Annotated in this window: 30 protein-coding genes; 21 read left to right on the forward strand and 9 right to left on the reverse strand. The window is 62.4% G+C overall.

Annotated elements, in window-relative coordinates; translation table 11 throughout:
* The first annotated feature begins 19 nt into the window (after positions 1 to 19).
* Positions 20 to 715: a thiamine diphosphokinase gene (locus DDE76_RS07080; protein WP_157955699.1), complete on the forward strand. Its 696-nt coding sequence runs from the start codon at positions 20 to 22 to the stop codon at positions 713 to 715.
* Here the strand turns inward: DDE76_RS07080 and DDE76_RS07085 are convergent.
* On the reverse strand, positions 712 to 2529 hold the full coding sequence (locus DDE76_RS07085) for an ABC transporter ATP-binding protein (protein ID WP_104893186.1): 1818 nt from the start codon (positions 2527 to 2529) through the stop codon (positions 712 to 714). The two genes, DDE76_RS07080 and DDE76_RS07085, sit on opposite strands and share 4 nt — an antisense overlap.
* A 234-nt stretch (positions 2530 to 2763) precedes the next feature.
* Here DDE76_RS07085 and rpmE point away from each other — a divergent pair, with 234 nt between their 5' ends.
* The 3 genes from rpmE (at position 2764) to DDE76_RS07105 (ending at position 3675) form a co-directional block, all read left to right on the forward strand.
* A complete protein-coding gene (gene rpmE, locus DDE76_RS07095) occupies positions 2764 to 2985 on the forward strand; it encodes a 50S ribosomal protein L31 (RefSeq protein WP_104893184.1) in 222 nt (73 codons plus the stop codon).
* Positions 2986 to 3054: 69 nt separating this feature from the next.
* A complete protein-coding gene (locus DDE76_RS07100; protein WP_104893183.1) occupies positions 3055 to 3339 on the forward strand; it encodes a YciI family protein in 285 nt (94 codons plus the stop codon).
* An 18-nt stretch (positions 3340 to 3357) separates the two neighbouring features.
* The gene (locus DDE76_RS07105; protein WP_104893182.1) at positions 3358 to 3675 is read left to right on the forward strand and encodes a YnfA family protein; all 318 of its coding nucleotides are present in this window, start codon (positions 3358 to 3360) and stop codon (positions 3673 to 3675) included.
* A gap of 5 nt (positions 3676 to 3680) precedes the next feature.
* Here the strand turns inward: DDE76_RS07105 and rcdA are convergent, their stop codons facing one another.
* From rcdA to DDE76_RS07125, 3 genes are all read right to left on the reverse strand, one after another.
* Positions 3681 to 4202, reverse strand: coding sequence for a protease adaptor protein RcdA (rcdA, locus tag DDE76_RS07110; RefSeq protein WP_245891827.1), 522 nt, complete (start codon positions 4200 to 4202; stop codon positions 3681 to 3683).
* A gap of 279 nt (positions 4203 to 4481) precedes the next feature.
* Positions 4482 to 4691: a hypothetical protein gene (locus DDE76_RS07115; RefSeq protein WP_104893181.1), complete on the reverse strand. Its 210-nt coding sequence runs from the start codon at positions 4689 to 4691 to the stop codon at positions 4482 to 4484.
* A 411-nt stretch (positions 4692 to 5102) separates the two neighbouring features.
* A complete protein-coding gene (locus DDE76_RS07125; protein ID WP_104893179.1) occupies positions 5103 to 5285 on the reverse strand; it encodes a DUF1192 domain-containing protein in 183 nt (60 codons plus the stop codon).
* A gap of 84 nt (positions 5286 to 5369) precedes the next feature.
* Here DDE76_RS07125 and DDE76_RS07130 point away from each other — a divergent pair, with 84 nt between their 5' ends.
* The 11 genes from DDE76_RS07130 to DDE76_RS07180 all read left to right on the forward strand — a co-directional run bounded on the left by DDE76_RS07130 (position 5370) and on the right by DDE76_RS07180 (position 17759).
* Positions 5370 to 6392 carry an NAD(P)H-quinone oxidoreductase gene (locus DDE76_RS07130; RefSeq protein WP_104893178.1) on the forward strand — a complete coding sequence of 341 codons (1023 nt, stop codon included), beginning with the start codon at positions 5370 to 5372 and terminating at the stop codon, positions 6390 to 6392.
* Positions 6393 to 6507: 115 nt separating this feature from the next.
* A complete protein-coding gene (locus DDE76_RS07135; protein ID WP_104893177.1) occupies positions 6508 to 7239 on the forward strand; it encodes a DUF1013 domain-containing protein in 732 nt (243 codons plus the stop codon).
* A gap of 18 nt (positions 7240 to 7257) precedes the next feature.
* A complete protein-coding gene (locus DDE76_RS07140; RefSeq protein WP_104893176.1) occupies positions 7258 to 9138 on the forward strand; it encodes a monovalent cation:proton antiporter-2 (CPA2) family protein in 1881 nt (626 codons plus the stop codon).
* Between the two features lie 30 nt (positions 9139 to 9168).
* Positions 9169 to 9927, forward strand: coding sequence for a sulfite exporter TauE/SafE family protein (locus DDE76_RS07145; RefSeq protein ID WP_104893175.1), 759 nt, complete (start codon positions 9169 to 9171; stop codon positions 9925 to 9927).
* 161 nt (positions 9928 to 10088) lie between these two features.
* On the forward strand, positions 10089 to 11891 hold the full coding sequence (locus DDE76_RS07150; RefSeq protein ID WP_104893174.1) for a M3 family oligoendopeptidase: 1803 nt from the start codon (positions 10089 to 10091) through the stop codon (positions 11889 to 11891).
* A gap of 50 nt (positions 11892 to 11941) precedes the next feature.
* Positions 11942 to 12106, forward strand: coding sequence for an aa3-type cytochrome c oxidase subunit IV (locus DDE76_RS07155; protein WP_104893173.1), 165 nt, complete (start codon positions 11942 to 11944; stop codon positions 12104 to 12106).
* A 65-nt stretch (positions 12107 to 12171) separates the two neighbouring features.
* Positions 12172 to 13695, forward strand: a complete 1524-nt coding sequence (locus DDE76_RS07160) for a Re/Si-specific NAD(P)(+) transhydrogenase subunit alpha (protein ID WP_104893172.1) — start codon at positions 12172 to 12174, stop codon at positions 13693 to 13695.
* On the forward strand, positions 13696 to 14055 hold the full coding sequence (locus DDE76_RS07165; RefSeq protein ID WP_104893171.1) for a proton-translocating transhydrogenase family protein: 360 nt from the start codon (positions 13696 to 13698) through the stop codon (positions 14053 to 14055).
* 8 nt (positions 14056 to 14063) lie between these two features.
* Positions 14064 to 15467, forward strand: a complete 1404-nt coding sequence (locus tag DDE76_RS07170) for an NAD(P)(+) transhydrogenase (Re/Si-specific) subunit beta (RefSeq protein ID WP_104894898.1) — start codon at positions 14064 to 14066, stop codon at positions 15465 to 15467.
* 39 nt (positions 15468 to 15506) lie between these two features.
* The gene (locus tag DDE76_RS07175) at positions 15507 to 16115 is read left to right on the forward strand and encodes a LysE family translocator (RefSeq protein ID WP_104893170.1); all 609 of its coding nucleotides are present in this window, start codon (positions 15507 to 15509) and stop codon (positions 16113 to 16115) included.
* Between the two features lie 60 nt (positions 16116 to 16175).
* On the forward strand, positions 16176 to 17759 hold the full coding sequence (locus tag DDE76_RS07180) for a hypothetical protein (RefSeq protein ID WP_157955700.1): 1584 nt from the start codon (positions 16176 to 16178) through the stop codon (positions 17757 to 17759).
* Here DDE76_RS07180 and DDE76_RS07185 read toward each other — a convergent pair.
* Positions 17753 to 17965 (reverse strand): SlyX family protein, encoded by a 213-nt coding sequence (locus DDE76_RS07185; protein WP_104893168.1) that lies wholly within the window; start codon positions 17963 to 17965, stop codon positions 17753 to 17755. The two genes, DDE76_RS07180 and DDE76_RS07185, sit on opposite strands and share 7 nt — an antisense overlap.
* 149 nt (positions 17966 to 18114) lie before the next feature.
* Here DDE76_RS07185 and DDE76_RS07190 point away from each other — a divergent pair, with 149 nt between their 5' ends.
* The 4 genes from DDE76_RS07190 (at position 18115) to DDE76_RS07205 (ending at position 21462) form a co-directional block, all read left to right on the forward strand.
* Positions 18115 to 18672, forward strand: a complete 558-nt coding sequence (locus DDE76_RS07190; protein WP_104893167.1) for a hypothetical protein — start codon at positions 18115 to 18117, stop codon at positions 18670 to 18672.
* 80 nt (positions 18673 to 18752) lie between these two features.
* Positions 18753 to 19391 (forward strand): DsbA family oxidoreductase, encoded by a 639-nt coding sequence (locus DDE76_RS07195; RefSeq protein WP_104893166.1) that lies wholly within the window; start codon positions 18753 to 18755, stop codon positions 19389 to 19391.
* Positions 19392 to 19447: 56 nt separating this feature from the next.
* Positions 19448 to 20260 carry an alpha/beta hydrolase gene (locus tag DDE76_RS07200; protein ID WP_104893165.1) on the forward strand — a complete coding sequence of 271 codons (813 nt, stop codon included), beginning with the start codon at positions 19448 to 19450 and terminating at the stop codon, positions 20258 to 20260.
* Between the two features lie 20 nt (positions 20261 to 20280).
* Complete coding sequence (locus DDE76_RS07205) at positions 20281 to 21462, forward strand: multidrug effflux MFS transporter (RefSeq protein WP_157955701.1); 1182 nt, start codon at positions 20281 to 20283, stop codon at positions 21460 to 21462.
* A gap of 52 nt (positions 21463 to 21514) precedes the next feature.
* Here the strand turns inward: DDE76_RS07205 and rpsU are convergent, their stop codons facing one another.
* Positions 21515 to 21739, reverse strand: coding sequence for a 30S ribosomal protein S21 (rpsU, locus tag DDE76_RS07210; RefSeq protein ID WP_104893163.1), 225 nt, complete (start codon positions 21737 to 21739; stop codon positions 21515 to 21517).
* Positions 21740 to 21955: 216 nt separating this feature from the next.
* On the opposite strand from rpsU, the gene DDE76_RS07215 reads away from it, so the two are divergent.
* Positions 21956 to 22648 carry an alpha/beta fold hydrolase gene (locus tag DDE76_RS07215; protein WP_104893162.1) on the forward strand — a complete coding sequence of 231 codons (693 nt, stop codon included), beginning with the start codon at positions 21956 to 21958 and terminating at the stop codon, positions 22646 to 22648.
* 4 nt (positions 22649 to 22652) lie between these two features.
* Here the strand turns inward: DDE76_RS07215 and DDE76_RS07220 are convergent, their stop codons facing one another.
* The 3 genes from DDE76_RS07220 to DDE76_RS07230 all read right to left on the reverse strand — a co-directional run bounded on the left by DDE76_RS07220 (position 22653) and on the right by DDE76_RS07230 (position 24515).
* A complete protein-coding gene (locus DDE76_RS07220; protein WP_245891828.1) occupies positions 22653 to 23738 on the reverse strand; it encodes a 5-(carboxyamino)imidazole ribonucleotide synthase in 1086 nt (361 codons plus the stop codon).
* Positions 23739 to 23742: 4 nt separating this feature from the next.
* Positions 23743 to 24234, reverse strand: coding sequence for a 5-(carboxyamino)imidazole ribonucleotide mutase (purE, locus tag DDE76_RS07225; RefSeq protein WP_104893161.1), 492 nt, complete (start codon positions 24232 to 24234; stop codon positions 23743 to 23745).
* Between the two features lie 74 nt (positions 24235 to 24308).
* Positions 24309 to 24515, reverse strand: coding sequence for a YdcH family protein (locus tag DDE76_RS07230; RefSeq protein ID WP_198650866.1), 207 nt, complete (start codon positions 24513 to 24515; stop codon positions 24309 to 24311).
* Positions 24516 to 24677: 162 nt separating this feature from the next.
* Between DDE76_RS07230 and DDE76_RS07235 the strand changes: the two genes are divergently transcribed.
* On the forward strand, positions 24678 to 24854 hold the full coding sequence (locus tag DDE76_RS07235) for a YdcH family protein (RefSeq protein WP_104893159.1): 177 nt from the start codon (positions 24678 to 24680) through the stop codon (positions 24852 to 24854).
* The last annotated feature ends 94 nt before the right edge of the window (positions 24855 to 24948 follow it).

Here is a 24948-nt window from a genome sequence, read left to right on the forward strand (position 1 = left end):
TATTGAGAGTGAACCCAGAGTGCAATCCCCCATCCCATCAACCGAAAAAACCCTGCTCAAATTTGACCGCCCGCTTGCCATTGTCGGCGGCGGCACCGTGGATGCAGGGCTGTTGCACGACCTCGTGGCGCGCAATGTCGCCCTGATTGGTGCCGATGGCGGCGGCAATACCATTGGCGCGGCCGGCCTGGTTCCCGAGGCCATTCTGGGCGATCTCGATTCGCTCGAGGATCGCGCCGTGTGGGAAAAACGAACGCGCGTCATCCATATCCCCGAGCAGATCACCACCGATTTCCAGAAGGCACTTTATTCCACAAGCGCACCGGTCACCCTGGCCCTGGGCATGACCGGCAAACGCCTCGATCACACCCTGGCGGCCCTTGCCGCCCTGCTCGAAGTCGCACCCCATCGCCATGTGCTGCTGGTCGATGAAACCGATGTGGCCCTGGCCATTTCGGGCCCCTTTTCATTCGAAGCCGCGGCCAAGGAGCGGATTTCGGTACATCCACTTGTGCCGATTGTCTTCGAGCGGACCCAGGGCCTCTATTACCCGATGGATGATTTGTTGCTCGATCCCGCCGGCCGGCTGGGCACCTCCAACCAAGGCACCGGCGGGCGCGTCGAGATCGTGCCCAAGGACAACACGCCCTGGCTGCTGATCCTGGGCCGGGAACGCCTGTGGGATCTGGTGGAGGCCTGCCTGAGGGCGGACTAGACGGCTTCGCCCAGACGGAACTGCAGCTTGGCCAGTTCGGCGTAGCGGCCGCCCTTGGCCACCAGCTCGTCATGTGTGCCCTGGTCGATTATCCTGCCGCCATCGAGCACCAGGATCGTGTCCGCATCCCGGATGGTGGCGAGGCGATGGGCGATGACCAGCGTGGTGCGCCCTGCCATCAGATGCTCCAGCGCCACTTGCACCAATTGCTCGGATCGCGCATCCAGCGCCGATGTTGCCTCGTCCAGCAGCAGGATGGGCGCGTTTTTGAGTATGGCGCGGGCAATGGCGAGACGCTGCTTCTGCCCGCCCGAGAGCATGACGCCGCGCTCGCCCACCACCGTCTCATAGCCCTTTGGCAGGTCCGCCACGAAATCGTCCACCAGCGCCGCCTTGGCTGCCGCCGTCACCTCATCCATGCTGGCATCGGGTTTGCCGAACAGGATGTTCTCGGCAATCGTACCGGCAAAAATGATCGGCTCCTGCTCGACATAAGCGAAGCGTTGCCGCAGTTCAGCCAGCCGCACATCGCGAATATCGACCCCGTCGACGGCAATCGTTCCGCCGGTCACGTCATAGAAGCGCTGCAACAGGGACAGCATGGTCGACTTGCCCGAGCCCGAGGCACCGACCAGCGCCACTGTGCGGCCCTTGCCTACGGCAAAGCTGACATCGTCGAGGACCTTCTCGCCGGTCGCGCCGTCATAGGAAAAACTCACCCTGTCGAAGGTGACTGTGCCAAGGGCCGGATCGGGCAGCGCGACGGGGTGAACCGGATCGATGATTTCCGCCTTGGTATCGAGAATTTCCACCAGCCGTTCGGTCGAGCCGGCGACCGTCTGCAACGAGCCCAGCACTTCCGAGACATTGGTCAGCGCGCCCGACGCCATCAGGGCATAGACCAGGAACTGGGCCAATTGCCCCGCCGAGACCGAACCTTCGAACACCGCGCGGGCGCCCCACCACACCAGGCCCACCAGTGCCGCCGTGCCCAGAAAGATCACCATGCCCACAAGGAAGGCCCGGGCACTGAGCCGCCGGACCTCCGCCCGATAGCTCGCCTCGCTGCGCGCATCATAATGCGCGGCCTGTCCGGCTTCCTGGGTAAAGGATTTGACGGTGCGGTTGGCCCCCAGCATCTCGGTCGCCATGGCCGAAAGGTCGGCCAGTGCATCCTGGGTTATGCGCGACATGCCGCGCAGCCGGCGCGAATAGATCATCACCGGAGTGAGGATCAGGGGAAGCGCCACCACCACGGCCAGCGTCAGAACCGGACTGGTCAGGATCATCATGATCAGCGCGCCGGCAATGGTCACCAGGGAACGCAGGGCCAGCGACAAGTTGGACCCCACAGCGCTGCGGATCACGCTGACATCGCCATTGAGACGGCTGGTCAACTCCCCCACCCGATGAGTGTCGAAGTAGCGGGACTCCAGCGTGAGCAATTGCGCAAAGACCGCTTGCCGCAGGTCGGCGACCACGCGCTCGCCAATCAGCGAGATGAAATAATAGCGGGCGCCGCTGGCCACCGCCATGATCGCGGCAATGCCGATAATCAGCCAGCCATAGCGCCCCACCATGTCCAGGTTCTGGGTGATGAAGCCCTCGTCGATCGCCCCGCCCAGCACGGCCGGAATGGCGAGCGAGGAAATGGCAGATACCAGAAGAAACAGCACGGTCAGGCCCAGGCGCACCGGGTACCGCAGCAGAAACGGCAGCAGCCGGCGCAGTGGCTTGAGTTGACGCGGCGCCGCCTTCACCTCTGAGACGAGCTTTTCGGGGTCTGTCTCTGAGGAAATGGCCTGGTCTGTCATGGCTGAAACGCGCCGTTCTTGCTATTGGATCGGCCAGCGCCGAAGACCGCCCCCATATAAGGGCTGGTCTGACAGCCCGCAACCGCGCCGGGCAAAGCCATAGTGCCGCGCCGCATGTGTCGAACAACCGATTCTGTGGTCTTGCAGAACCCGCGCTTCTGCGCTAGGAAGCCGCCCAACACCAGTTTGATGCTCTCCGGGCGCTGCGGCGCCCGTTTGATTTGAGGCAAGGCCATGAAGACCGATATCCACCCCGACTACCACACCATCAACGTGGTCATGACCGACGGCACCACCTACCAGACCCGCTCGACCTGGGGCAAGGAAGGCGACACGCTGCAGCTCGACATCGACCCCAAGACCCATCCAGCCTGGACCGGTGGTTCGGGTCAGCTCATGGACCGTGGCGGTCGCGTTTCGCGCTTCAAGGAGCGCTTCAAGGGCCTTGGCATCTAAGCCAGTCCGAACCGTTTTTCCGCAGAGCCCGGCCATCGTGCCGGGCTTTGTGCTGTCTGGAGCCACGCCATGTTCATATTGTCACTGACCTATACGGCCCCATTGAGCGAGGTGGACGCCCATATCGAGCCGCACCTGGCCTGGGTCGCCGGGGGCTATGACAGCGGCACTTTCCTCGCGTCAGGCCGCAAGGAGCCGCGCACCGGCGGGGTCATCCTGGCACGAGGTGAGCGCAGCCAGCTCGAAGCCTTCGTCGCGACCGACCCTTTCGTTCTCGCCGACGTGGCCGACTATGAGATAACCCAGGTGCAACTGAGCCGGACGGTCCCGGGTCTGGAAGGGCTCCAGGGGTAATTTCGGAGGTGGCTGACCATGGCCTTCCTGCTGTTTTTCGGCGCCGCCGTATTTGAAATCGGCGGCTGCTACCTGATCTGGCTGGCCATGCGCAATGGCCAGCCTTGGCTCTGGGTGCCGGCATTGTTGGCATTGGGCCTGTTCGGCTATCTGCTCTCACTGGCCGGCACAGACAGTGCGGGACGCGTCTTCGCCATTTATGGCGGCATCTATATCGTGGCGTCAGTGGCCTTCATGTCGGGATTTGAAGGGATCCGTCCGGACCGCTGGGATCTGCTCGGCGTAGCCCTGGCCCTGGCGGGGGCCTCGGTCATCTTTTTCGCGCCGCGCGGCTGAACCGGTCAGTCCGGCCGTCCAAAGGCAGCCTTGAGGCGAGAGAGCTGATCGGCCACGCCATTGATCAGGCCCGGCGTCGTCTCGGGAAGATCGCCCTTTTCCAGCGCATCGAGCTGCATCACGCGATCAAACAGCCGATCACCCTTGTCGATGAAATCGCGCAGAGCCTGGGGCAATTCGTCATAACCCGGCCCGCCGCGCTCTGACGGCGTTGCGGAGAATTTGACCTTTTCCTTTTCCGAGCGCGCGTTCTCGCGGGAGATTTCCCCCTCGTTGACGGCGCGTTGCAGCAAGAGCCAGGAGGCGAGCTGCATCAGGCGGGTGGTCAGGCGCATGGATTCTGTGGCGTAGAGAAACCCGGCCTCACGCGGCAGCACCCGGCTTTCGATCCGGCCCTCGGCGTCGAGATAGGCGGCGACGTCCTCGATCAGCCCCATGCCCTCGCGATAGAGCGCATCGAACCCGCCCGACGCCACAATGCGCGGACCGATTGCTACTGCCTGCCTGGTCTCACCGCTTTCGGCCACGCAAATTCCTCCGTTGGGACATGCTACTCCCAAGCCTGTTTCGGGTCACCCATACGGTCGCAGTATTGTTAATTTTGTGGTTGAAGCGTGACGCGCCAAACCAAAGCCTGAAAAGAAAAAAGAGCCGCAGTGTGCAGCTCTCGAAGTTAACAGGGAGGCGTCAAACAGAGGGAGAAACCACTCTGAAAAATCCAGAACAAATCTGAATAATGAGACGTTACCGCCCAAAACTTAATTTGCGCTTAACAGGGAGCGATTTCTTAACCCTGCGCTTTGACCTTACCGCAACCCTGTTGGCGGGTGGTCAAGCAAGGTCCGTCCGGTCAGCGTGATGATCGGCTGGTCCCCGGCCAGCTCCACCCAGCCCTTGGCGCAGAGTGGCGCCATATCGCTGCCCTTCGCCACCGGCTCACCGCGCGCCAGCGCACTGAGCGAGGCCAGTTCCACTGCCTTGACGCCTTCCAAGATCATGTCGTCCTGTCGCACCATTCTTCCAGCTCCTCCGTGGATGGCTGCGAAATGAAGACTAGAACCCGACTTTGTCCATTGGCCAAAGGTTGGATCGACGATGCCGCGCCAACTGCAATTGACGCATGAACACCTGTAGCGGCTCGGCAAGCCAGGCCCGCTCCAAAGCTGTCCGTGCCGGCTTTAGTGCCCGCACTGTTATTGTCTGCTCTGACGCCCGGACACGTTCGGTCTCCAGAAAATAGAGCCCGCTCAGGGTCAAAAGCAGGGCAACGCCCAAAACATTCCAGTCCATTCCGCAAATCCTTTCGTGCCAGACCAACCTGCCCGACCCCGAAAGGCGACGAAACCATAACCCTTTGTTAAGACTAACAAGGGCTCGGATCATAACGGCATCAGTCCCGAAATGGTGCCATCACGAATTGCCCCGGTTCAGATTTTGAACGCAGCCTCTGCGGCCCGCCGCGAATCGCTTTTGGCCGCGATCGCCTGCTTGATCCGCGCGATCTCCCCCTCCAGCAGAGCTATCCGGTCCTGCAGTTCCTCGACGGAAAGCACATCAAGCACCATGCCAACTTCATGGCTGCTGGGCCGCTTGCGGTCTTCTTCTTCCATTGCACGGCACTCCCACCAAATATGTTGCCATGAGTTTAGCCCAGCCATCTTGCCGGGCAAGCCGGCTTGCGCCAGCATTGGGCCATGAATTTGCCAGAGCACATGACTGCTGTCTGCATTGCTGAACCCGGTGGGCCGGAGGCGCTGACGCCCTGCACCAGTCCGGTCCCCCAACCGGGCCCGACCGAGGTGTTGGTCCGGGTCGCCGCCGCCGGCATCAATGGCCCCGACCTGGCCCAAAGGCGCGGTCTCTATGCCCCGCCCCCCGGCGCATCGCCCCTGCCGGGGCTGGAAGTTGCCGGCGAGATCGTGGCGATGGGCGAAGCGGTGACGGGCTTTGCCCTGGGCGACAAGGTCATGGCGCTGACCAATGGCGGCGGTTACGCAGAATATGTCGCCGTGCCCTTTGGCCAGGTCCTGCCGGTGCCAAATAACTGGAGCCTTGCCGAAGCTGCGGCCCTCCCGGAAACCTGGTTCACCATTACCCAGACCCTGGTGATGCGGGCAGGTCTCGAACCGGGCATGCATGTGCTGGTCCATGGCGGTGCCGGCGGCATTGGCGGCGCCGCGATCCAGATCTGTTCCATTATCGGCGCCAACGCCATTGCCGTGGTCTCGGACACGGACAAGGCCAGCTATTGCGATCGCCTTGGCGCCATCGCCACGATCGACCGCACCAGGGAGAACATTGTTGATCGCGTCATGGCCCTGACCGATGGACATGGCGCCGACCGCGTGGTCGATCTGATTGGCGGCGCCCTGGCTGCGGTCAATATCGCCGCATCGGCCCGTGGTGGCCACATCGTCCAGGTCTCGACCCTGGAAGGCGCCACGGCCAATGTACCCCTGCGCACCATGATGGCCAGGGACCTGACCCTTTCCGGCTCGACATTGCGGCCGCAGACCGCCGCGACCAAGGCCGCCATCGCCGCCCATATCCGCGACAACTTTCTTTTGCCCTTGTCCGCTCCCGGCTGGATCAAGCCCGCAATCACCACCTATCCGCTGGCCGAGGCTGCGCGCGCCCACGCGGAAATGGAAAGCCGGCGCCATCGCGGCAAACTGATCCTGCTCACGCCATTCGGGGCTGCAGAACCGGCCAGTTAGCCGTTGCGATCAGGCGGCATTTTCCCTATATTGGCACGCAGTTCCCCTCAGCATTTGGCCAAGAGGCGGAGCGGCCCGGAGGAAGACCGGCCGCGCCAGCAGGAGAAGTTTAACCATGTCCCAGTCCCTTCTGATGCCCAAGGCGACCGCCGTGTGGCTCGTGGACAATACCGCCCTCTCGTTCGAACAGATTGCCGCCTTCTGCACGCTGCATCCGCTCGAGGTCCAGGGCATTGCCGATGGCGATGTTGCCAGCGGCATCATGGGCGTGAACCCGGTGCAGAACGGCCAGTTGACCCGCGAAGAGATCGAAAAGGCAGAGGCCGATCCGAACTATCGCATGAAGGTTTCCGAGCCCAAGGTTCGCGTCGCAGCCGTCAAGCGCAAGGGTCCGCGCTATACCCCCATTTCGCGTCGCAACGAGCGTCCCAACGCCATCAAATGGCTGGTGCGCAATCACCCCGAGCTCAAGGACGCGCAGATCATGCGTTTGGTTGGCACCACCAAGTCGACCATCGAATCGGTGCGCGAGAATACCCACTGGAATGCGGCCAATCTGACCGCCATGGACCCGGTGACGCTGGGCCTGTGCAGCCAGATCGACCTCGACCTCGAGGTCAAGCGCGCCTCCAAGGATGCCCCGGTCCAGGCCGAGCTCAATGAGGGCACGACCCTGCTGACCGCCGAGGAAGCGCTGGCTCGCGCCACGGCCCGCCAGTCGAGCGATGGTGAAGGCGGCTTTGAGGGCGATCACTCCGGGCATTCCGCGCCCCAGCACGAGGAAGAGCTGGACGCCGATTCAGTCTTTGCCAAGCTCAAGTCGATCAAATCCGACAACGACGAATAGAAAAGAAAGGCCAGCAGGGTGGAAGACAATATTCTGCTGGCCATCTTTGCCCTGCTCGCCGCCAGCGCCGCCTTGGTGCCGCTGGCCAAGGCGTCCGGCCTGGGCACCGTTCTGGGCTATCTGGCCGCCGGTATCCTGATCGGCCCCTATGGCCTGGGCCTGCTCACCGACACCGACACCATCCGTCACATCTCCGAATTCGGCATCGTCCTGATGCTGTTCCTGATCGGGCTCGACCTGCAGCCCCGTGAGGTCTGGCGCATGCGCAACAAGGTGCTCGGCCTTGGCCTGCCGCAAATGCTGCTGACCGCTATTGTTGTGACGCTGATCGTTCAGCTCTTCGGCTTTGCCCTCAACACGGCGATCATCGTGGGCATGGCCTTTGCCATGAGTTCCACCGCCATTGCCATGCAGACCGCTGAACAGCGCGACATTACCCGCACCGATGCCGGGCGGGCCAGCCTTGCCGTCCTGCTGGTGCAGGACGTGGCGGTCATCCCTATTCTCGCCATCGTACCGATCCTGGCCCTCACCGGCGCCAGCACCAGCCTTGAAGCGGAAGTCACCGAAGCGATTTCCGAGGTTGAAAACCCCGTCTTCTGGCAGACCTCGGCCCTGCTGCTGGCGACCTTTGCTGCCGCCATCATTGGCGGCCGCTATGTGGTGCGCCCGCTTCTCGCCTTTGTTGCGCGCACCGCCGTGCGCGAGGCGTTCACCGCGCTCGCCCTGGCCCTGGTGATTGGCGCAGCGCTCGCCACCCAGGCGCTCGGACTGTCGCCGGCGCTCGGCGCTTTTATTGGCGGCGTTCTGCTGGCCGACAGCGAATATCGCCATGAACTGGAAAGCAATCTGCAGCCCTTCAAGGGCCTGCTGCTCGGCCTGTTCTTCGTCTCGGTGGGCATGTCGATCGCCTTTGTCGAATTCCTCGAAACCCCATGGCTGATCGCCGCGCTCGTCCTGATCGTCATCGCGGTCAAATTCACCATTCTCTTTGGCCTCTGCACGCTGTTCCGGATGACCCGGGCCGACCGTCTGCTGGTGGCAATCCTGCTCAGCCAGGCGGGCGAATTCGCCTTCGTCGTGCTGCAGTTTGCCAGCAATCGCGGTGCGCTGGCCGAAGATGCCTATGCGCTCTTCACCGTTGTGGTTGCGCTTTCCATGGCCACCACGCCTCTCTTGCTGCTGGGCTTTGACAAGCTGATCGCGCCCCGCCTCGACGCCCGCAACCAGAGCAGCGAACGCAACCCCGATACCGTCGAGGAACATCGCCGTATCGTCGTGCTCGGCTATGGGCGTTTTGGCCAGATCATCACCCGCATGCTGCGCCGTCACGGCTATGACATGACGCTGATCGACGACGATGCCGCCCAGATCGAGCTGGTCCGCCGCTTCGGCATAAAGGTTTATTATGGCGATGCTTCACGCACCGACCTGCTCCACTCCGCCGGTGTCGGCCACGCCGATCTGGTCATCATCGCCGTCGGCGGCGCCGACCGCATCCTGCAGATTGCCCGCAATGTGCGCCGCCACTTCCCTGATGTGGCCATTGCCGCCCGCGCCACGGACCGGGAACATGCCCACGCCCTGATGGATCTGGGGGTTACCCTGTTCGAGCGCGAGACCTTTCATTCTGCGCTCCATCTGGGCCGCCGGGTCCTGGTTCACCTCGGCCATGATGAGGACGAAGCAGAGCAATTGGCGCGCGAGTTTCACGCCCGCGACCAGGACCTGCTCGAACGCGCCTTCGCCTTGCGCGACGACCGCGAGGCCTATTGGGGCATGACCCGCCAATCCATGACCCTGCTCGACGAAGCCATGCAGGCCGACACGCCCCAGACCACGCCGGAACAGAAAAAGCCCGGCAAGGTTGACAAATCACGGCTGCCAAGGTCGGGTTAGGCCGATTTCCCGCCGGACCAATAATTTCCCATGATCGATCCAGTTTTTGTCACGATCGCCGTGATCGCGGTGCTTGTCGTTGGCCTGTCCAAGGCCGGCCTGCTCGGCGGACTTGGCGTTGTCGGCGTGCCGCTCCTCACCCTGGTCATGGCCCCGCGCGAAGCCGCCGGTATGATGCTGCCGGTGCTGCTTTGCATGGATGCGGTCGCCATCTGGATGTATCGCAAGGAATGCGACTGGATCCTGATCAGGATCATGCTGCCCGGTGCCGCCATCGGCACATTGTTGGGCTGGGCGCTCTGGGCCGTGGTCAGCGATGCGGTTGTGCTGCTGATGGTGGGTGTGGTTACCCTGCTCTTCGTGCTCGACGCCATCTTGCCGCTGCGCAAGAAGCTGGAAGGCCTGCCACCCTCAAAGCCCTGGGGCGTGTTCTGGGGCGGTGTTGCCGGCTTTACCAGCTTCATTTCCCATACCGGTGGCCCGCCATTTCAGATCTACACCCTGCCGCGCCGCCTGCCCCCGGCCGTCTATGCCGGTACCACCGCCTTCTTCTTCGCCATCGTCAACACCGCCAAGCTGGTGCCCTATTATTTTCTGGGCCAGCTCAACGTGCAGAACCTGACCTTGTCCGCAGCCCTGGCCCCGATTGGTGTGCTGGGCGTATTCATCGGCATCTACCTGGTGCGCCGCATCGACGCCAAGCTGTTCTACCGCATTGCCTATTGGTTGGTGTTCCTGCTGGCCCTGAAACTGGTCTGGGATGGCACCTCCGGGCTAATGGCGGGCTAGGTCACGCATTCAACTCTGGTACTGTCATTCTTTTCCCCTCGGGCAGAGCTGGGTGAGGGGGTGCTGCGAGAGGCAGGACAGCCCGCTCGCAACCACACGGCCTTCACACGCCGACTCCTGCTCGCTAAGGTCCGCCCCGTAACAGTTTTCCGGAGTCGTCCATGTCCACTGCCGCTCAAAAGGGCCACAACCAGTTCGGCAACCTGCCCGTCTGGGACCTCAACGATCTCTATCCCGGCAAGGACAGCCCCGAATTCAAGGCCGCAATGGACCAGGCCAAGGCCCTCGCCACCGAATTCGAGGCCAAATACAAGGGCAAGCTGGCCGAACTGACCAAGTCCGGCCGTCTGATCGAGGCGATTAAGGACAGCGAGACGCTGGGCGATCTCACCGGCCGCATCGGCTCGTTTGCCTTCCTGCAATATGCGCAGAAATCGACCGATCCGGACCGCGCCAAGTTCATGGGCGACACCAATGAAGCGCTGACCAATCTTTCGACGCGCGTGCTGTTCTTCGAGCTTGAGCTTAACCGCATTGCCGATGCCGATCTGGACGCCGCGCTCGAAATGAATGCGGAACTGGCCCGCTACAGGACCTGGTTCGCCGATCTGCGCAAGGCCAAGCCCTATCAGCTCGACGACAAGCTCGAGGAGCTGTTCCACGACAAGTCTGTCACTGCCTATTCAGCCTGGAACCGCCTGTTTGACGAAACGCTGTCGAGCCTTGAATTCGCGGTGGACGGGGAAACGCTCAATCTCGAATCAACCCTGCATCTGCTCTCCGAAAAGGACGAGAACAAGCGCGAGGCCGCCTTCAAGGCACTGGCCACCACGTTCAAGGCCAATGGCCGGCTGTTCACCCACATCACCAATGTTTTGGCCAAGGACAAGGAGATCTCCGACCGCTGGCGCGGCTACAAGGATATTGCCGATAGCCGCCATATGGCCAATTCGGTCGAACGCGAAGTGGTCGATGCGCTGCAGGCCGCCGTCGAGGACGCCTATCCGCGTCTTTCGCACCGCTATTACAAGATGAAGGCCAAGTGGTTCGGCAAGGACAAGCTCAATGCCTGGGACCGCAATGCGCCCCTGCCCACCAGCGACGAGCGCATCTGGGATTGGGACAGTGCGGTCACCACCGTGCTCGACGCCTATGGTCGTTTTTCCCCTGAGCTGGCCGACGTCGCCAAGCCCTTCTTCGATTCAGGCTGGATCGACGCGCCCACTGGCAATGGCAAGCTCTCGGGCGCCTTTGCGCACCCGACCGTCCCCAGCGCCCACCCCTATCTGATGCTGAACTATCTCGGGCGCACCCGCGATATCATGACGCTGGCCCACGAACTGGGCCACGGCGTGCACCAGCGCCTGGCGGCGGAACAGGGCCCGATCCTGGCCAATACACCCCTGACCCTGGCCGAAACCGCCTCGGTCTTTGGCGAAATGCTGACCTTCCGCGCCCTGCTCGATAAGACCACCGATCCGAAGCAGCGCTTTGCCCTTCTCTCGGGCAAGGTCGAGGACATGCTCAACACCGTCGTGCGGCAGATCGCCTTTTATGCCTTTGAACGCAAGGTGCACACCGCCCGCCGCCAGGGCGAATTGCGCACCGAGGAGATCAACGCGCTCTGGCTCGAAGTTCAGGCCGAGTCCCTCGGTGACGGCATTATTGCCAATGAGGGCTACGAGACCTTCTGGGCCTATATCCCCCATTTCATTCACTCGCCCTTCTATGTCTACGCCTATGCCTTTGGCGACTGCCTTGTGAAGTCGCTTTACGCACAGTATGAGAAGGCCAGTGATGGCTTTGCGGAGCGCTATTTCGCGCTGCTCAAGGCCGGGGGGAGCAAGCATCATTCCGAACTTCTCGCGCCGTTCGGGCTCGATGCCAAAGATCCCCAATTCTGGTCGCTCGGCCTGTCCATGATCGAGCGGTTGATTGACGAGCTGGAAGCCACCGCACCCTGAGTGGGACTTTCGGCGTAACACGAATAGACGACTATACTTTCGAGGACCCAATGGCCAAAACGCGCCCCGAACACCACCCCGAGCCGGTACTGGAATCTGGTATGGACTACGCCGAACACGAGAAGACCTATAATGGCTTCATCACCGGCGTGAAGTGGTCGGTCTATGCCACCGCGGTGCTGATGATCATCCTCTATTTCGTGATCAATCCCTGATCGCAGCATAATCCGCAGGCACACGAAACGCGCCTGCCCCCGGGCAGGTGGGCAGGAGAGTTTCCATGAAGATTGCCGTCTTGCGCGAACGGTTCGAAGGTGAAAGCCGCGTCGCGGCGACACCCGAAACCGTCGCCAAATATATTGCACTGGGCGCAGAGATCGCCGTCGAAAAGGACGCCGGTACCGGTTCGCGCATTGCCGACGAACAGTTCAAGGAGGCTGGCGCCACCATCGGCGCTACGGCGGCAACCACCCTCAAGGGTGCCGATATCGTGCTCTGCGTGCGCCGTCCGGCGGCCGCTGATCTCAAGGGCGTCAACACCGGCGCCCTGTTGATCGGCGCGCTCGACCCTTATGGCAATGACAAGGACGTTGCAGCGCTCGCCAAGGCGGGTGTGGCGGCCATCTCCATGGAATTCATGCCGCGCATCACCCGCGCGCAGGTCATGGATATCCTCTCCTCCCAGGCCAATCTGGCTGGCTATCAGGCGGTGATCGAGGCGGCTGCGGTGTTCGACCGCGCCATGCCCATGATGATGACCGCAGCCGGCACGGTGCGTCCGGCCAAGGCCTTTGTGATGGGTGCCGGCGTGGCGGGCCTGCAGGCCATCGCCACCGCCAAGCGCCTTGGCGCCGTGGTTTCGGCCACCGACGTGCGTGCCGCAGCCGGTGAGCAGGTGGAATCGCTAGGCGGCAAATTCATCATGACCGACGCGCTCAAAGACGCGTCGGGCACCGGCGGCTATGCGCGCGAACTGACCAAGGACGAGCAGGCGGCCCAGGCCGAACTGGTCGCCGGGCACATTTCCAAGCAGGACATTGTCGTCACCACCGCGCTCATTCCCGGTCGGCCTGCTCCCAAGCTGGTCACCAAAGCAATGGTCGAGAGCATGGCGCCGGGTTCGGTGATTGTCGATCTGGCTGCCGAACGCGGCGGCAATGTCGAATTGACCCAGCCGGGCAAGGTCATCACCCATAATGGCGTGACCATTATCGGCTACACCAACCTGGCCGGTCATATCCCGACCACCGCCAGCCAGCTCTATGCGCGCAATCTGCTCGCCTTCATCGACACCCTGGTCGACAAGAAGGAGAAAAAGCTCGCCATCAACTGGGACGACGAACTGGTCAAGGCCACTGTGCTGACCCGCGAGGGCGCCGTGGTGCATCCAGCCTTCGCTGCGCCCCAGGCAGATACGGCACACGACCCCGAAGCCAAGCCGGCGCCAGCCAACAAGCCTGCCGCGAAAAAGGCTCCGGCCAAGGCCGACCTTGCCCATGATCAGGAGGCCAAACCGGCACCGGTCAAAAAACCTGCGACGCGCAAGCCGGCAGCAAGCAAATCCACGGCAAGCAAATCCGCTGCGGCGCCCAAACCCGATGTCGCCCACGACCCGGAAGCCAAGCCGGCCCCGCGCAGGACAGCGGCCCGCAAACCCGCCGCCAAAGCTGCTGCTGCCGAAGCGCACCCGCAGACGGATACGGCGGCCAAGGCACCCGCAGCCAAAAAACCGGCTGCCAGAAAGCCGGCAGCCAAGAAGCCCGCCGCCAAGAAACCTGCCGCCCCCGAGGGAGGAGACAAGTAAATGGAAGCTACAGCAGAAACTGTCGCCAACGCTGCGGCCGTGGCCCATGGGGCCATCGGCGGCGCCATCGACCCCTTCACCTTCCGCCTCGCCATCTTCGTGCTGGCAATCTTTGTGGGCTATTTCGTGGTCTGGAGCGTCACTCCGGCCCTGCATACCCCGCTGATGAGCGTGACCAACGCCATCTCCTCGGTAATCGTGGTGGGCGCCCTGCTCGCCGTCGGCGTGCAACTTGCCAGTGATGCCAGTTGGGTCAGCAAACTCTTCGGCTTTATCGCCCTGGTGTTCGCAAGCGTGAACATCTTTGGCGGGTTCCTGGTGACCCAGCGCATGCTGGCCATGTACAAGAAGAAGGGCTGATCGAAATGATCGACGCAAATATCGCCGCCCTTCTCTATCTGGTTTCGGGCGTTCTGTTCATCCTGGCCCTCCGGGGCCTGTCCCACCCATCCTCATCGCGCCAGGGCAATCTGTTTGGCATGATCGGCATGGGCATTGCCGTGGTCACCACGCTGATGGTGGCGGCCCCCGGCGATTTCATGAGCTGGCTGCTGATTATCGGCGGCCTCGCCCTCGGCGGTGGCATCGGCGCCTATATCGCCCGCTCGGTCAAGATGACCGACATGCCCCAGCTCGTGGCCGCTTTCCACTCGCTGGTCGGCCTTGCTGCCGTCTTCGTGGCCGCCGCCGCACTCTATGCCCCCGAGGCCTTCGGCATCGGTGAAGTCGGGGCTGTTCATGCCCAGGCGCTGGTTGAAATGTCGATCGGCACCGCCATCGGCGCGTTCACCTTTACCGGCTCGGTCATCGCCTTCGCCAAGCTCAACGGCAATATGAGCGGCAAGCCGATTATCCTGCCCATGCGCCATCTCATCCATATTGCGATTGGGCTGGCCATCGTCCTGCTGGTCTGGGCCTTTACCGTCACCGGCAATCCCTGGCTGTTCTGGCTGATCACCATTCTTGCCCTGGTTCTGGGCGGTCTGATGATCATCCCCATTGGCGGCGCCGACATGCCCGTCGTGGTGTCCATGCTCAATTCCTACTCGGGCTGGGCCGCCGCCGGCATCGGTTTCACCTTGGGCAACACCGCGCTCATCATCACCGGCGCCCTGGTGGGCTCCTCGGGTGCGATCCTGAGCTACATCATGTGCCGGGCGATGAATCGCTCGTTCATCTCGGTCATCCTGGGTGGCTTTGGCGGTGACACTTCTGGCGGCGCTGCTGCCGGCGAGGATGATCGTCCGGTCAAGCAGGGCGCCGCCGACGACGCAGCTTTCCTGATGAAAAACGCCGGCAAGGTCATCATTGTGCCAGGCTATGGCATGGCCGTCGCCCAGGCCCAGCACGCCCTGCGCGAAATGGCCGACCTGCTCAAGGCCGAGGGTGTCGAGGTCAAATATGCCATCCATCCGGTGGCCGGCCGTATGCCCGGGCACATGAACGTGCTCCTCGCTGAAGCCAATGTGCCCTATGACGAAGTCTTTGAACTCGAAGACATCAACTCCGAGTTCGCCCAGTCAGACGTGGCTTTCGTCATCGGCGCCAATGACGTGACCAACCCTTCGGCCAAGACCGACAAGACCTCACCGATCTACGGCATGCCGGTTCTCAACGTCGAGGACGCTGGCACGGTGCTGTTCATCAAGCGTGGCATGGCGGCCGGCTATGCGGGCGTGCAGAACGAATTGTTCTTCCGCGACAACACCATGATGCTGTTCGGCGACGCCAAGAAAGTCACCGAAGATATTGTCAAGGCATTTGGCCACTAGAGCCTTGGATCTGCAACACAAAATCGAAGAAGCGCGGCCATGAGCGCCGCGCTTCTTGCCTTTGCGCTGGCGAGCCTGCTGATCGAACTCACCCCCGGCCCCAACATGGCCTATCTTGCCATTCTGGCTGCCAATCGGGGCCGCCTCGCGGGCCTGGCGGCAGTCGCTGGCGTTGCACTGGGCCTTTCCGGCCTTGGCCTGTTGGCCGTTTTCGGCCTCGGCACGCTGGTGCTCGAGACGCCCTGGCTTTATCAGAGCCTGCGCTGGACCGGCGTGGCCTATCTGCTCTATCTCGCCTGGGAAGCCTGGCGCGATTCCCGCAAGCCCATTGAGGCCCTTGATCCAAACGAGGGCACCAGGCGCTTTTTCCTGCGCGGACTGATCACCAATCTGCTCAACCCCAAAGCCGCCCTGTTCTACGTCACGGTCATGCCCGGCTTTCTCTCGACCGCCACCACGCGCGAGGCCATGCTCTTCGGCGCGGTCTATGTGGTCGTGGCGACGCTGGTACATACCGGCGTGGTTCTGCTGGCCGGCACAGTCCAGCCCTTGTTGACGGCTCCCGCGCGGCGTCGGGTCATGGGGGCGGCCTTTGCCATATTGTTGATCGGCGTGGCCGGCTGGGTCGCTTATTCGACAGCTCTATAGGGCAGCCGGTTTTCTCATGGCCTGGCTTGGCATAGTCTCGCCTTTTCAAGGGGGAGTACGATGGCCAGAACAACGCGCAGACGCACCGCAGCGCCCGAGCCGGAGCCAATCAGGCGCCAGGCAATCGTCATCGTTCACGGTCAGGGTGAGCAGCGCCCAATGGGCACCATTCGTGACTTCGTCCACGCCCTCTGGCAGGACAATCCGCAGCTTGATACGCCAAACGAGGCCTATCCGCGCCCCCGCCCGATCTGGATCGTGCCCGATGACAAAAGCGGCCTCTATGAGCTGCAGCGCATCACCACCCCCGAGCATAACGGCCGGCGCACCGATTTCTTTGAGCTTTATTATGCCGATCTGCTCAACGCCACACCGGTGCGCAACCTCTGGCGCTGGATCCGGCGGCTGCTCTGGATCGATCCGGCCCATGTGCCCAGCCACATGCGCTGGCCCTGGGTCGTGTTCTGGATGCTCACCGTGCTGGCTGTCATCAGCGCCCTCGCCGCCATCCTGGCATTGCCCCAGGTCCTGGACACCCCATGGTACGACCATTTTGTCTCGCCCGATGCCTGGCGCGGCCATGTCATCAGCATCACGGCCCTGGCCCTGATCCTGCTCCCGAAATTTTTCAGCCCGCTCGCCTTCATCAAGCGGCTACCACGGCAATTGCTGGTGCTCGTCATTGCCATCGGCATTCTCGACAGCTTCGGGTGGAACGGCCATGTCGCCAATCTGATGCTGCTGGGCACGCTGGCCTATCTGGCCGCGACGCTGCTACTGCCCTATTTCGGAGACGCGGCCAGCTATCTCTCGGCCCAGACCGAAACCGTGCAGAGCCGACAGGGTGTTCGCAATCGCGGCCTCGCCCTGCTCAAGGCCCTGCATGAAGATCCCGAATATGACCGCATCGTCGTGGTTGCGCACTCTTTGGGCTCGGTGCTGGCCTATGATCTGCTGCACATCCTCTGGCGCGAGGTGGGGCCTACCAAGGACAACCCACCGGGCCCTGACGCCCTGGCCGCCTTCGCCGCACTGGACGCGTTTGTGTCCGACGCCCCCTCGCAGGCCTGGAACAGCGCGCAGATTGCCCAATACCAGACCTTGCAATGGAAGGCTTACCAGGCCCTGCGCCTGCAGAAGGGACAGCCCGGCTCCGAGACACAGTCAGGATGGAAGATTTCCGACCTCGTCACCCTTGGTTCGCCTCTCTCCAGCGCCGAATTTCTTGTCACCGACGGCAGCGCCGATTTTGCCCGCATGAAGACAGAGCGCGTCCTGCCCACTTCGCCGCCACAGGCCTATGACGAAACGCGCGGCACCATATATCCTGACCCGCAAAAGGGGCCGGTCGCCCACCACGCCGCCGTGTTCTCGGTGGTGCGCTGGACCAACCTTTTTGATCGCGTCGACTCCCCGCTGTTTCTTCTGGGTGACGCAATTTCCGGCCCCCTGGCCGGTGCCGATCGATTCGGCCCCGGCATCAGCGACCGCAAGGTCGAAATCACCTGGGGGCGGCTGGGTTGGCGGCTGTTCACCCACAATTTCTACTGGACGGACACCGCTGCGGAGGGCGAGCCACCGGCCGATCACATCACCGTTTTTCGCAACGCGGTGGGACTGGAACGGTCCACACCCGATCAATAATGCGGCGGTGGTCGCTCGGTCGCCGGATCAGCGATGTAGCTACCCGAACGCATTTGTTCTTCCAGCATCGCCAGCTTCCTGGTCAATAGATCAATGCTCTGCCACTGCGCCGTCAGCGCCGCATTGAGCTCCTCGATGGTCTGGTCCTGATAGGCAACGCGCGTTTCCAGCGCCTCAATCCGCTCATTGTGTTCAACGCCGCTCATTGGCCTTCTCCGTGCTCGGAATCCCCGCAATACGGGGCTTTCCGCGCATCTTCAAGGGGCGAGACGGCACCGGCAGATTGACGTATACGGAACCCTTCACGCCTGCCAGCCATTGATAGAGCACGATCCGCCAATGGGGAGCCGCGCAAATGGCCACCACTGCAATGCTCGATCAGGCCGCTCACGGCCACCAGGACACCAACACTGCACCGCAGGCCGCTGCGCGGCTGGTGGTGTGTACCAGCCTGCCTCTGGGCATGTTTGGTCTGGCCCATCTTGGAGCCAGCGCGATTGGCCTGTTTCCCGTCTTTTTTGCGCCCTTCGGCCTGCCCAACTGGGGCGGCGCGGTCATGCACCTGGTCCAGCTCGCGCTACTGGGCAGCGCCTTTTGGGCGCTCACCGAACGGCTGACCCGTGGCACGGCGCGCCAGTGGCTGATCGGTCTGACGGCATTTTACGTCTTGCTGCCTTTCTTCACGCCCCTGCTCGACTCCCTGCAACTGGGACTGGTCTGCACGGCCCTGTTTCTGGGCACCATGGCCACAATGCGGCGCATCGGACCTGCCGCCCCCCTGGCCGGCTGGCTGATGGCGCCGATGCTGGCCGCTACCGGTATCAGCGCGGCCCTGGGCCTGACCATTGCGGCTGCCTATAGCCCGCCCTTTGCCCTCATGCAGTCGGGCCACACTCAGCCACCAGCCGGATAGTTACCTCAAAGTTCCCTCTTGCCAGCTTCCGCCCGGACCGCCATCTGGGCGGAAGGTGTTTGTTTGCCCGGAGGCTGTCCATGTCCAAGCTGCTCAAGATCGACGTCTTCACCGATGTGGTCTGCCCCTGGTGTCTGGTTGGCTCGGCGCGGCTTGATCAGGCGCTTGCCGGTCTCCCCGACGAGGTCGAGGTCGAGATCGAGAACCACCCCTTTTATCTCGATCCCACCGTGCCGCCCGAAGGCGTCGATGTTGGCGAAATGCTGCGTGAAAAATACGGCCGCGACCCAGCCGAAATGTGGGCCCGTGTCGAGAGCGAAGCGGCAAAGGCCGGTATCACGCTCGATCTCAGCAAACAGCCGCGCATGTTCAACACTGCCAAGGCCCATACGTTGACCCGGCTTTCCAAGCCCAATGGCAATCAGCACGAGCTGGCCAACACCATTGCCGAGGCCTATTTCCTTGAGCATCGCCAGATTAATGACGACAATACGCTGGTCGATATTGCCGTCGAGCATGGCTGGGACCGTGGCGACGCACTCGATGCCATCAATGATGAGCACGAACTCGAGGTGACTGCACAACTGGCCAAAAGCGCGGCCGAGCAGGGAATCCGCGGCGTGCCCTTTTTCGTCTTTGGCGGCAAATATGCTCTCTCCGGCGCCCAGCCCGACGAGGTTTTTGTCCAGGCTCTCGACAAGATCCTTTCCGAACTCTGACAAGCCCTTGCGGCCTGCTATAGTGTTCACAAATCGCCTTGTTCGGGACTAAACGCTTGAAACTGCTTCGCCGCCTGCTGCTTGCCCTGCTCATCCTCATCGTGGCGGGTTACGCCAGCGTTGTGGGCTACATGTATGTCAACCAGCGCGCCCTGCAATATGACGCCCAGGGTGAGGTCTTCGCTCTGGGCAACACCGCCCTCACCGGCGCGCGGGACGTGCTTTTTGCCAGTGACGGCGAGGCCGTCAGCGGCTGGTATGCCCCGCCCCGTCCCGGCATGCCGGTCATCCTCTATTACAAGGGCAATTCCAAGAGCTTTACCGAAGAGAACGAGCGCTATGAGCGCTTCACCGCTGGTGGCTATGGTTTCCTCGCCTTCGACTATCGCGGCTTTCCTGCCTCGCCCGGCGAAATCTCGGAGGCCAATATCCTGACCGACGCACTGGCCGCCTATGACTGGCTGAACGCCGAGACCGACGCCCCTATCCTGATCTGGGGCCGCTCGCTGGGGTCAGGACCGGCCACCTACGTCGCCAGCCAACGCGAGGCGGCCGCCCTGCTGCTCGAAACGCCCTTCCTCTCGGCCGTCAATGTCGCAGCCGAGCGCTATCCGATCCTACCGGTCGCGCTGGTCATGCAGGACCAGTTCCGCAACGATCTCTGGATCGAGGAGGTCACTGAGCCGGTCCTGGTGGCCCATGGCACGGCCGATCGCACGATCGACGTTACCAATGGCGAGCGCCTTTATGCGCGCGCCCCCAATCCCGAAGAACTCTGGATCGTTGATGGTGCCGATCACTCCGACCTCTGGGACGCCGGTATCTGGGACCGTGCCAAACCATTCTTCGACCGCGCGTTGAACCGGTGAAGCCCCCGCGCCCGCTGGGCATGTCCGCGAGGCGGACCGCCATTATCGGCGGGCTGATGGTGACAACCGGCCCGCTCAGCCTGACGCTGTATGGCCCCGCCTTGCCCTCAATCGTAGCGGATCTGGGCACCACGGACGCAGGCGGCAAGCTGACCATGACGGTCTATTTTGCCGCCTTTGCCATTTCGCAATTGCTGTGCGGTCCGCTATCGGACCGTTTCGGCCGCCGCTGGGTCGGGGTGGTATTCTTTGCCGTTTATGTTCTCGGCTCGCTGGTCTGCGCGCTGGCACCGACCCTGGAAATGCTGCTGCTCGGACGGCTGCTGCAGGGGCTGGGCGTTTCGGCCGGTGTGGCTCTATCACGGGCGATGGTGCGCGACCAGTTCGTCGGCATGGATGCCATACGGATCCTCACCATGGTCAATCTGATCCTGACCGTCGCGCCCGCCATGGCGCCGACCCTGGGCAGCGTCATCCTCGTGCTGGGATCTTGGCACCTGATGTTTGTCATCATGGCGGGATTTGGTCTGGCCGTGATTGCCTTGCTGGGCCTTGGCGCCCGCGAAACCCTGCCTGCTAAAGCGCGTGTCCCCCTGCATCCGGGACAGGTGCTGGCCAATTATGGCCGCCTGCTCGCAGCGCCCGCCTTTCTCATGCCCGCATTGGTGCTGGCCCTGTCCTTTGGTGGCTTTTATGGTTTCGCTGCGCTCCTGCCCTTCATCCTCATTGATCAGATCGGGCTGACGCCATTCCAGTTCGCCATGGCCTTGCTGATCCAGACCGCCTCCTTCATCACTGGCAATATTATCGCTGGCCGGCTGGCGCGGCGCCTCGATGGCCCGGCACTCATCCTGACGGGGTTGGGCTTCCTCGCCCTGGGCGGCGCGGGGTTTGCCATTGCCCCGCGGCTATATCCCGACGCGGTGCTGGCCACGATGGTTCCAGTGAGCCTCTGGATGCTGGCCCTTGCCGCCGTCGGCCCCAGCGCGACGGCCAGCGCCATGGCACGATATGGGCATATCGCGGGCGCTGCAGGCGCGCTGACCGGCTTCTTCCAGATGGGCGGTGGCTTCGTTGCCTCCGTCCTGGCCATTGCGCTCTTCCCCGACGCGCGAACGGCAATGGTCAATGTGCTGCCGGCCCTGGCCATACTGACGGTTATTGTCGCACTCTGGCACCGACGGCTTTATCCCGGACAATAAAAAACGCCGCCCCGGCAGGGGACGGCGTTCTATTCGACAATGCTTTGAGCGCCTAGCTGCGGCCGGTAGCCACAATGCCGCCTTCGCGCTGCGCACGCTTGCGGGCCAGCTTGCGCGCACGGCGCACAGCTTCAGCCTTCTGGCGAGCCTTCTTCTCGGAAGGCTTTTCGTAATAGTTGCGCAGCTTCATCTCGCGGAAGACACCTTCACGCTGCAGCTTCTTCTTCAGTGCGCGCAGCGCCTGGTCAACATTGTTATCGCGAACGACTACTTGCAAAGGTCAACCGCCCTTTCAAAGCTATGCAAACTGTTTGGATAAAAACGGCATGGCCATAATAACCACCCCGCCGACCAGCCTAGCCGGTCACCGTGGCGGGCTCTATAGCCCAACAATAGCAAGCTGTCCACACTCGTCGCGCGGAAAAATGCAGGCATCTTGTGGGTTCAGTTGCCAGAGACTACCCCTGAGGCATCGATTGTATAGGAGGCCAACATGTATCAACCCCTCGTCATGGTGCCCGGCTTGCGATGCGATGGCTTTCTCTATCAGCCGGTCATCACGCGCCTGGGGGATGATATCGCCCCGGCCATTGCCGATGTATCGCTCGACGATTCCATTGCCGGCATGGCTCGCCGCATTCTGGCAGCCGCTCCGCCACGCTTCGCCCTGGCCGGGCTGTCAATGGGGGGCTATGTCGTTCTCGAAATCGTGCGCCAAGCGCCGGAACGCGTGACCCATCTGGCCCTGCTCGACACCAATGCCCGCCCTGACAGCGACGAACGCAAACAGGCGCGCCTGGCGGAAATGGACCTGGTGCGGCAAGGCAAGTCGGCCCTCGTTTCGCGTATGGCCCTCCCCGGCCTGCTGGCACCGGCGCACCTTGATGGTCCGGTGGCCGATCAGGTCCATGACATGGCTATGCGCGTTGGAACCGACACCTATCTGCGCCAGCAGACAGCCATCATGGCGCGCATCGATTCCCGGCCTTTTCTCAAGGACATCGCAGTGCCCACACTGGTCGGCGTTGGTGCAGAGGACAAACTCATCCCCCTGCCGCTCTCCGAGGAGATGGCCGAATGTATTCCCGGTGCCGAGCTGGTGGTCTTCCCCGATGCCGGCCACGTTCCGACGCTGGAAAATCCCGGCGCTGTGGCCGACGCGATGAACGCGTGGCTGAAACGATAACGTCTTAGCCGCGCACGATCCTGTTGATGTGCCCCATCTTGCGGCCGGGCCGGGCTTCGGCCTTGCCGTAAAGATGTGGCTGGGTATCGCCATCAATGCTAGCCGGCACCTGATCGACCTCGTCGCCGATCAAATTCTGCATCACCACATCGGCCATGCGCTGCGGATCGCCCAGCGGCCAGCCAGCGATGGCACGGATATGCTGTTCGAACTGGTCGGTCAGGCACACAGCCTCTGTCCAGTGCCCCGAATTGTGCACGCGCGGGGCAATTTCGTTAACCAGCAACGATGGTCGCTCACCGCCAACCACAAAGAATTCCACTCCCAGCACACCCACATAGTCGAGCGCCACGACAATCACCTTCGCCAGCATGGCCGCATGCTTGGCGACACCTGGCGCGATGTCACCCGGCACGGTCGAGGTGAACAGAATATGGTCCCGATGCACGTTCTCGGCGGCATCGAAGGCTCGCACAGAGCCATCGAGACCGCGTGCCACCACCACCGAGATTTCCTTCTCGAAGGGCACAAAGCCCTCCAGCACCAGCGGGTGTGGTTTGAGTTCTGCAAAGGCCGTCTCGGCCTCCTCGGGCGTGCGCAACACGCGCTGCCCCTTGCCGTCATAGCCCAGCCGCGTGGTCTTGAGCACCGCCGGCAGGCCCAGTTCGCCAATGGCGGTGTTCAAGTGCTCAAGACTGTTCACGGCCCGATAGGGCGCCACCGGAATATTCTTGGACGACAGAAAGCTCTTTTCGGCCAGCCTGTCCTGCGAGATGGCCAGCGCATTGGCGCCAGGCCGCAACGGTTTCAGCCCCGCCAGCACTTCGGCGGTGGCTGCGGGCACATTTTCGAACTCATATGTCACGACGTCGACCTGGGACGCGAAGGCCTTGAGCGCTTCGACATCGTCATAACCGGCCACGGTCTTGAGCGGCGTCACATCAAAGGCCGGGCTCTGCGCGTCGGGGCAATAAATGTGGCTCTTCAGCCCCAGACGAGCCGCGGCCAGGGCCAACATGCGCCCGAGTTGCCCTCCGCCCAGAATGCCAATGGTGGAGCCGGGAGCCAGAATGGTCGGATTGTCAGTCAAGGCACTACTCAAGATCGGACGGAAACAGCGGTACGGCCTGGGTCTGGCGGGCGCGGTGGGCATCAAGCCGGTCAGCAAGATCATCATCACTGAGGGCCAGAACAGCCGCCGCCAGCAAAGCCGCATTGATTGCGCCCGGCTCGCCGATGGCCAGCGTGCCCACCGGCACACCGCCCGGCATCTGCACGATGGAATAGAGGCTATCCATGCCCGAAAGCGCCTTGGACCGCACCGGCACGCCGAACACCGGCAAGCTGGTCATTGCCGCAATCATGCCCGGCAGATGCGCCGCACCACCGGCGCCGGCAATGATCACCTTGACGCCTTCATCCCGCGCATTGGTGGCGAAATCCACCATACGCTCGGGTGTGCGATGCGCCGAAACGATGCGCGCCTCATATTCGACTTCGAGATTTTCGAGGGTTTCGGCGGCCAACCGCATGGTGGGCCAGTCCGATTGGCTGCCCATCACGATGGCAACCGGTGGCTTGAGCATGGCGATTCCCCCGTGCCGCTCCGCAAAGCGCGGAACTAGCCTAATTCCTGCCACAACTCAAGGCATCTGGACACTCAGGCGATGATATCGGGCAAGAGAATATTTTCGAGTTGGACGATCCGGTCCTTGAGCGAAAGTTTCCGTTTTTTGAGCCGCTGCAACAGCATCCGATCTGCCATTTGCGACTGCACCAGAGTGTGGATCGCCGCATCGAGATCGGCGTGTTCCTGGCGTTTTGTGGCCAGTTCGATCCCCAGTTGGGTTTCCTGTTCCTTGGTCAGCGACAGCATGGTGTACCGGACATTTCAGACGCCAATTCTCAGCCTTGGTTAACCGATCACGACAAGTTTTGCATCTCAATTCCGGGGCCATCGCAAACGGCGTCGACAAAGCATGAAATATTTGTGACGATACCTGTGTCCAACACGCTGAAAGGAGTTGTTATGACGACTGAAGGCCACATCGCAGCGCTTGAACGCCGCCATCAGGAATTGGATCGGATGATCCAGACCGAAACGCAGAACCGGCTTGCCGACGACCTCATGGTCGCCGCACTCAAGCGCAAGAAACTCGAAGTGAAGGACGAACTCTACAAGCTCCAGGGCGCCACGCGGCAATAAGGCAGCTTCAACCAATCATCATACGCTCTGGAGGGTCACGGCTTTGTGCCGCGACCCTTTTTCTTTGGAAGCCTGCTTAGCCAAATCTCTAGGA

Source organism: Devosia indica, assembly GCF_003056405.1.
GTDB lineage: Bacteria > Pseudomonadota > Alphaproteobacteria > Rhizobiales > Devosiaceae > Devosia > Devosia indica.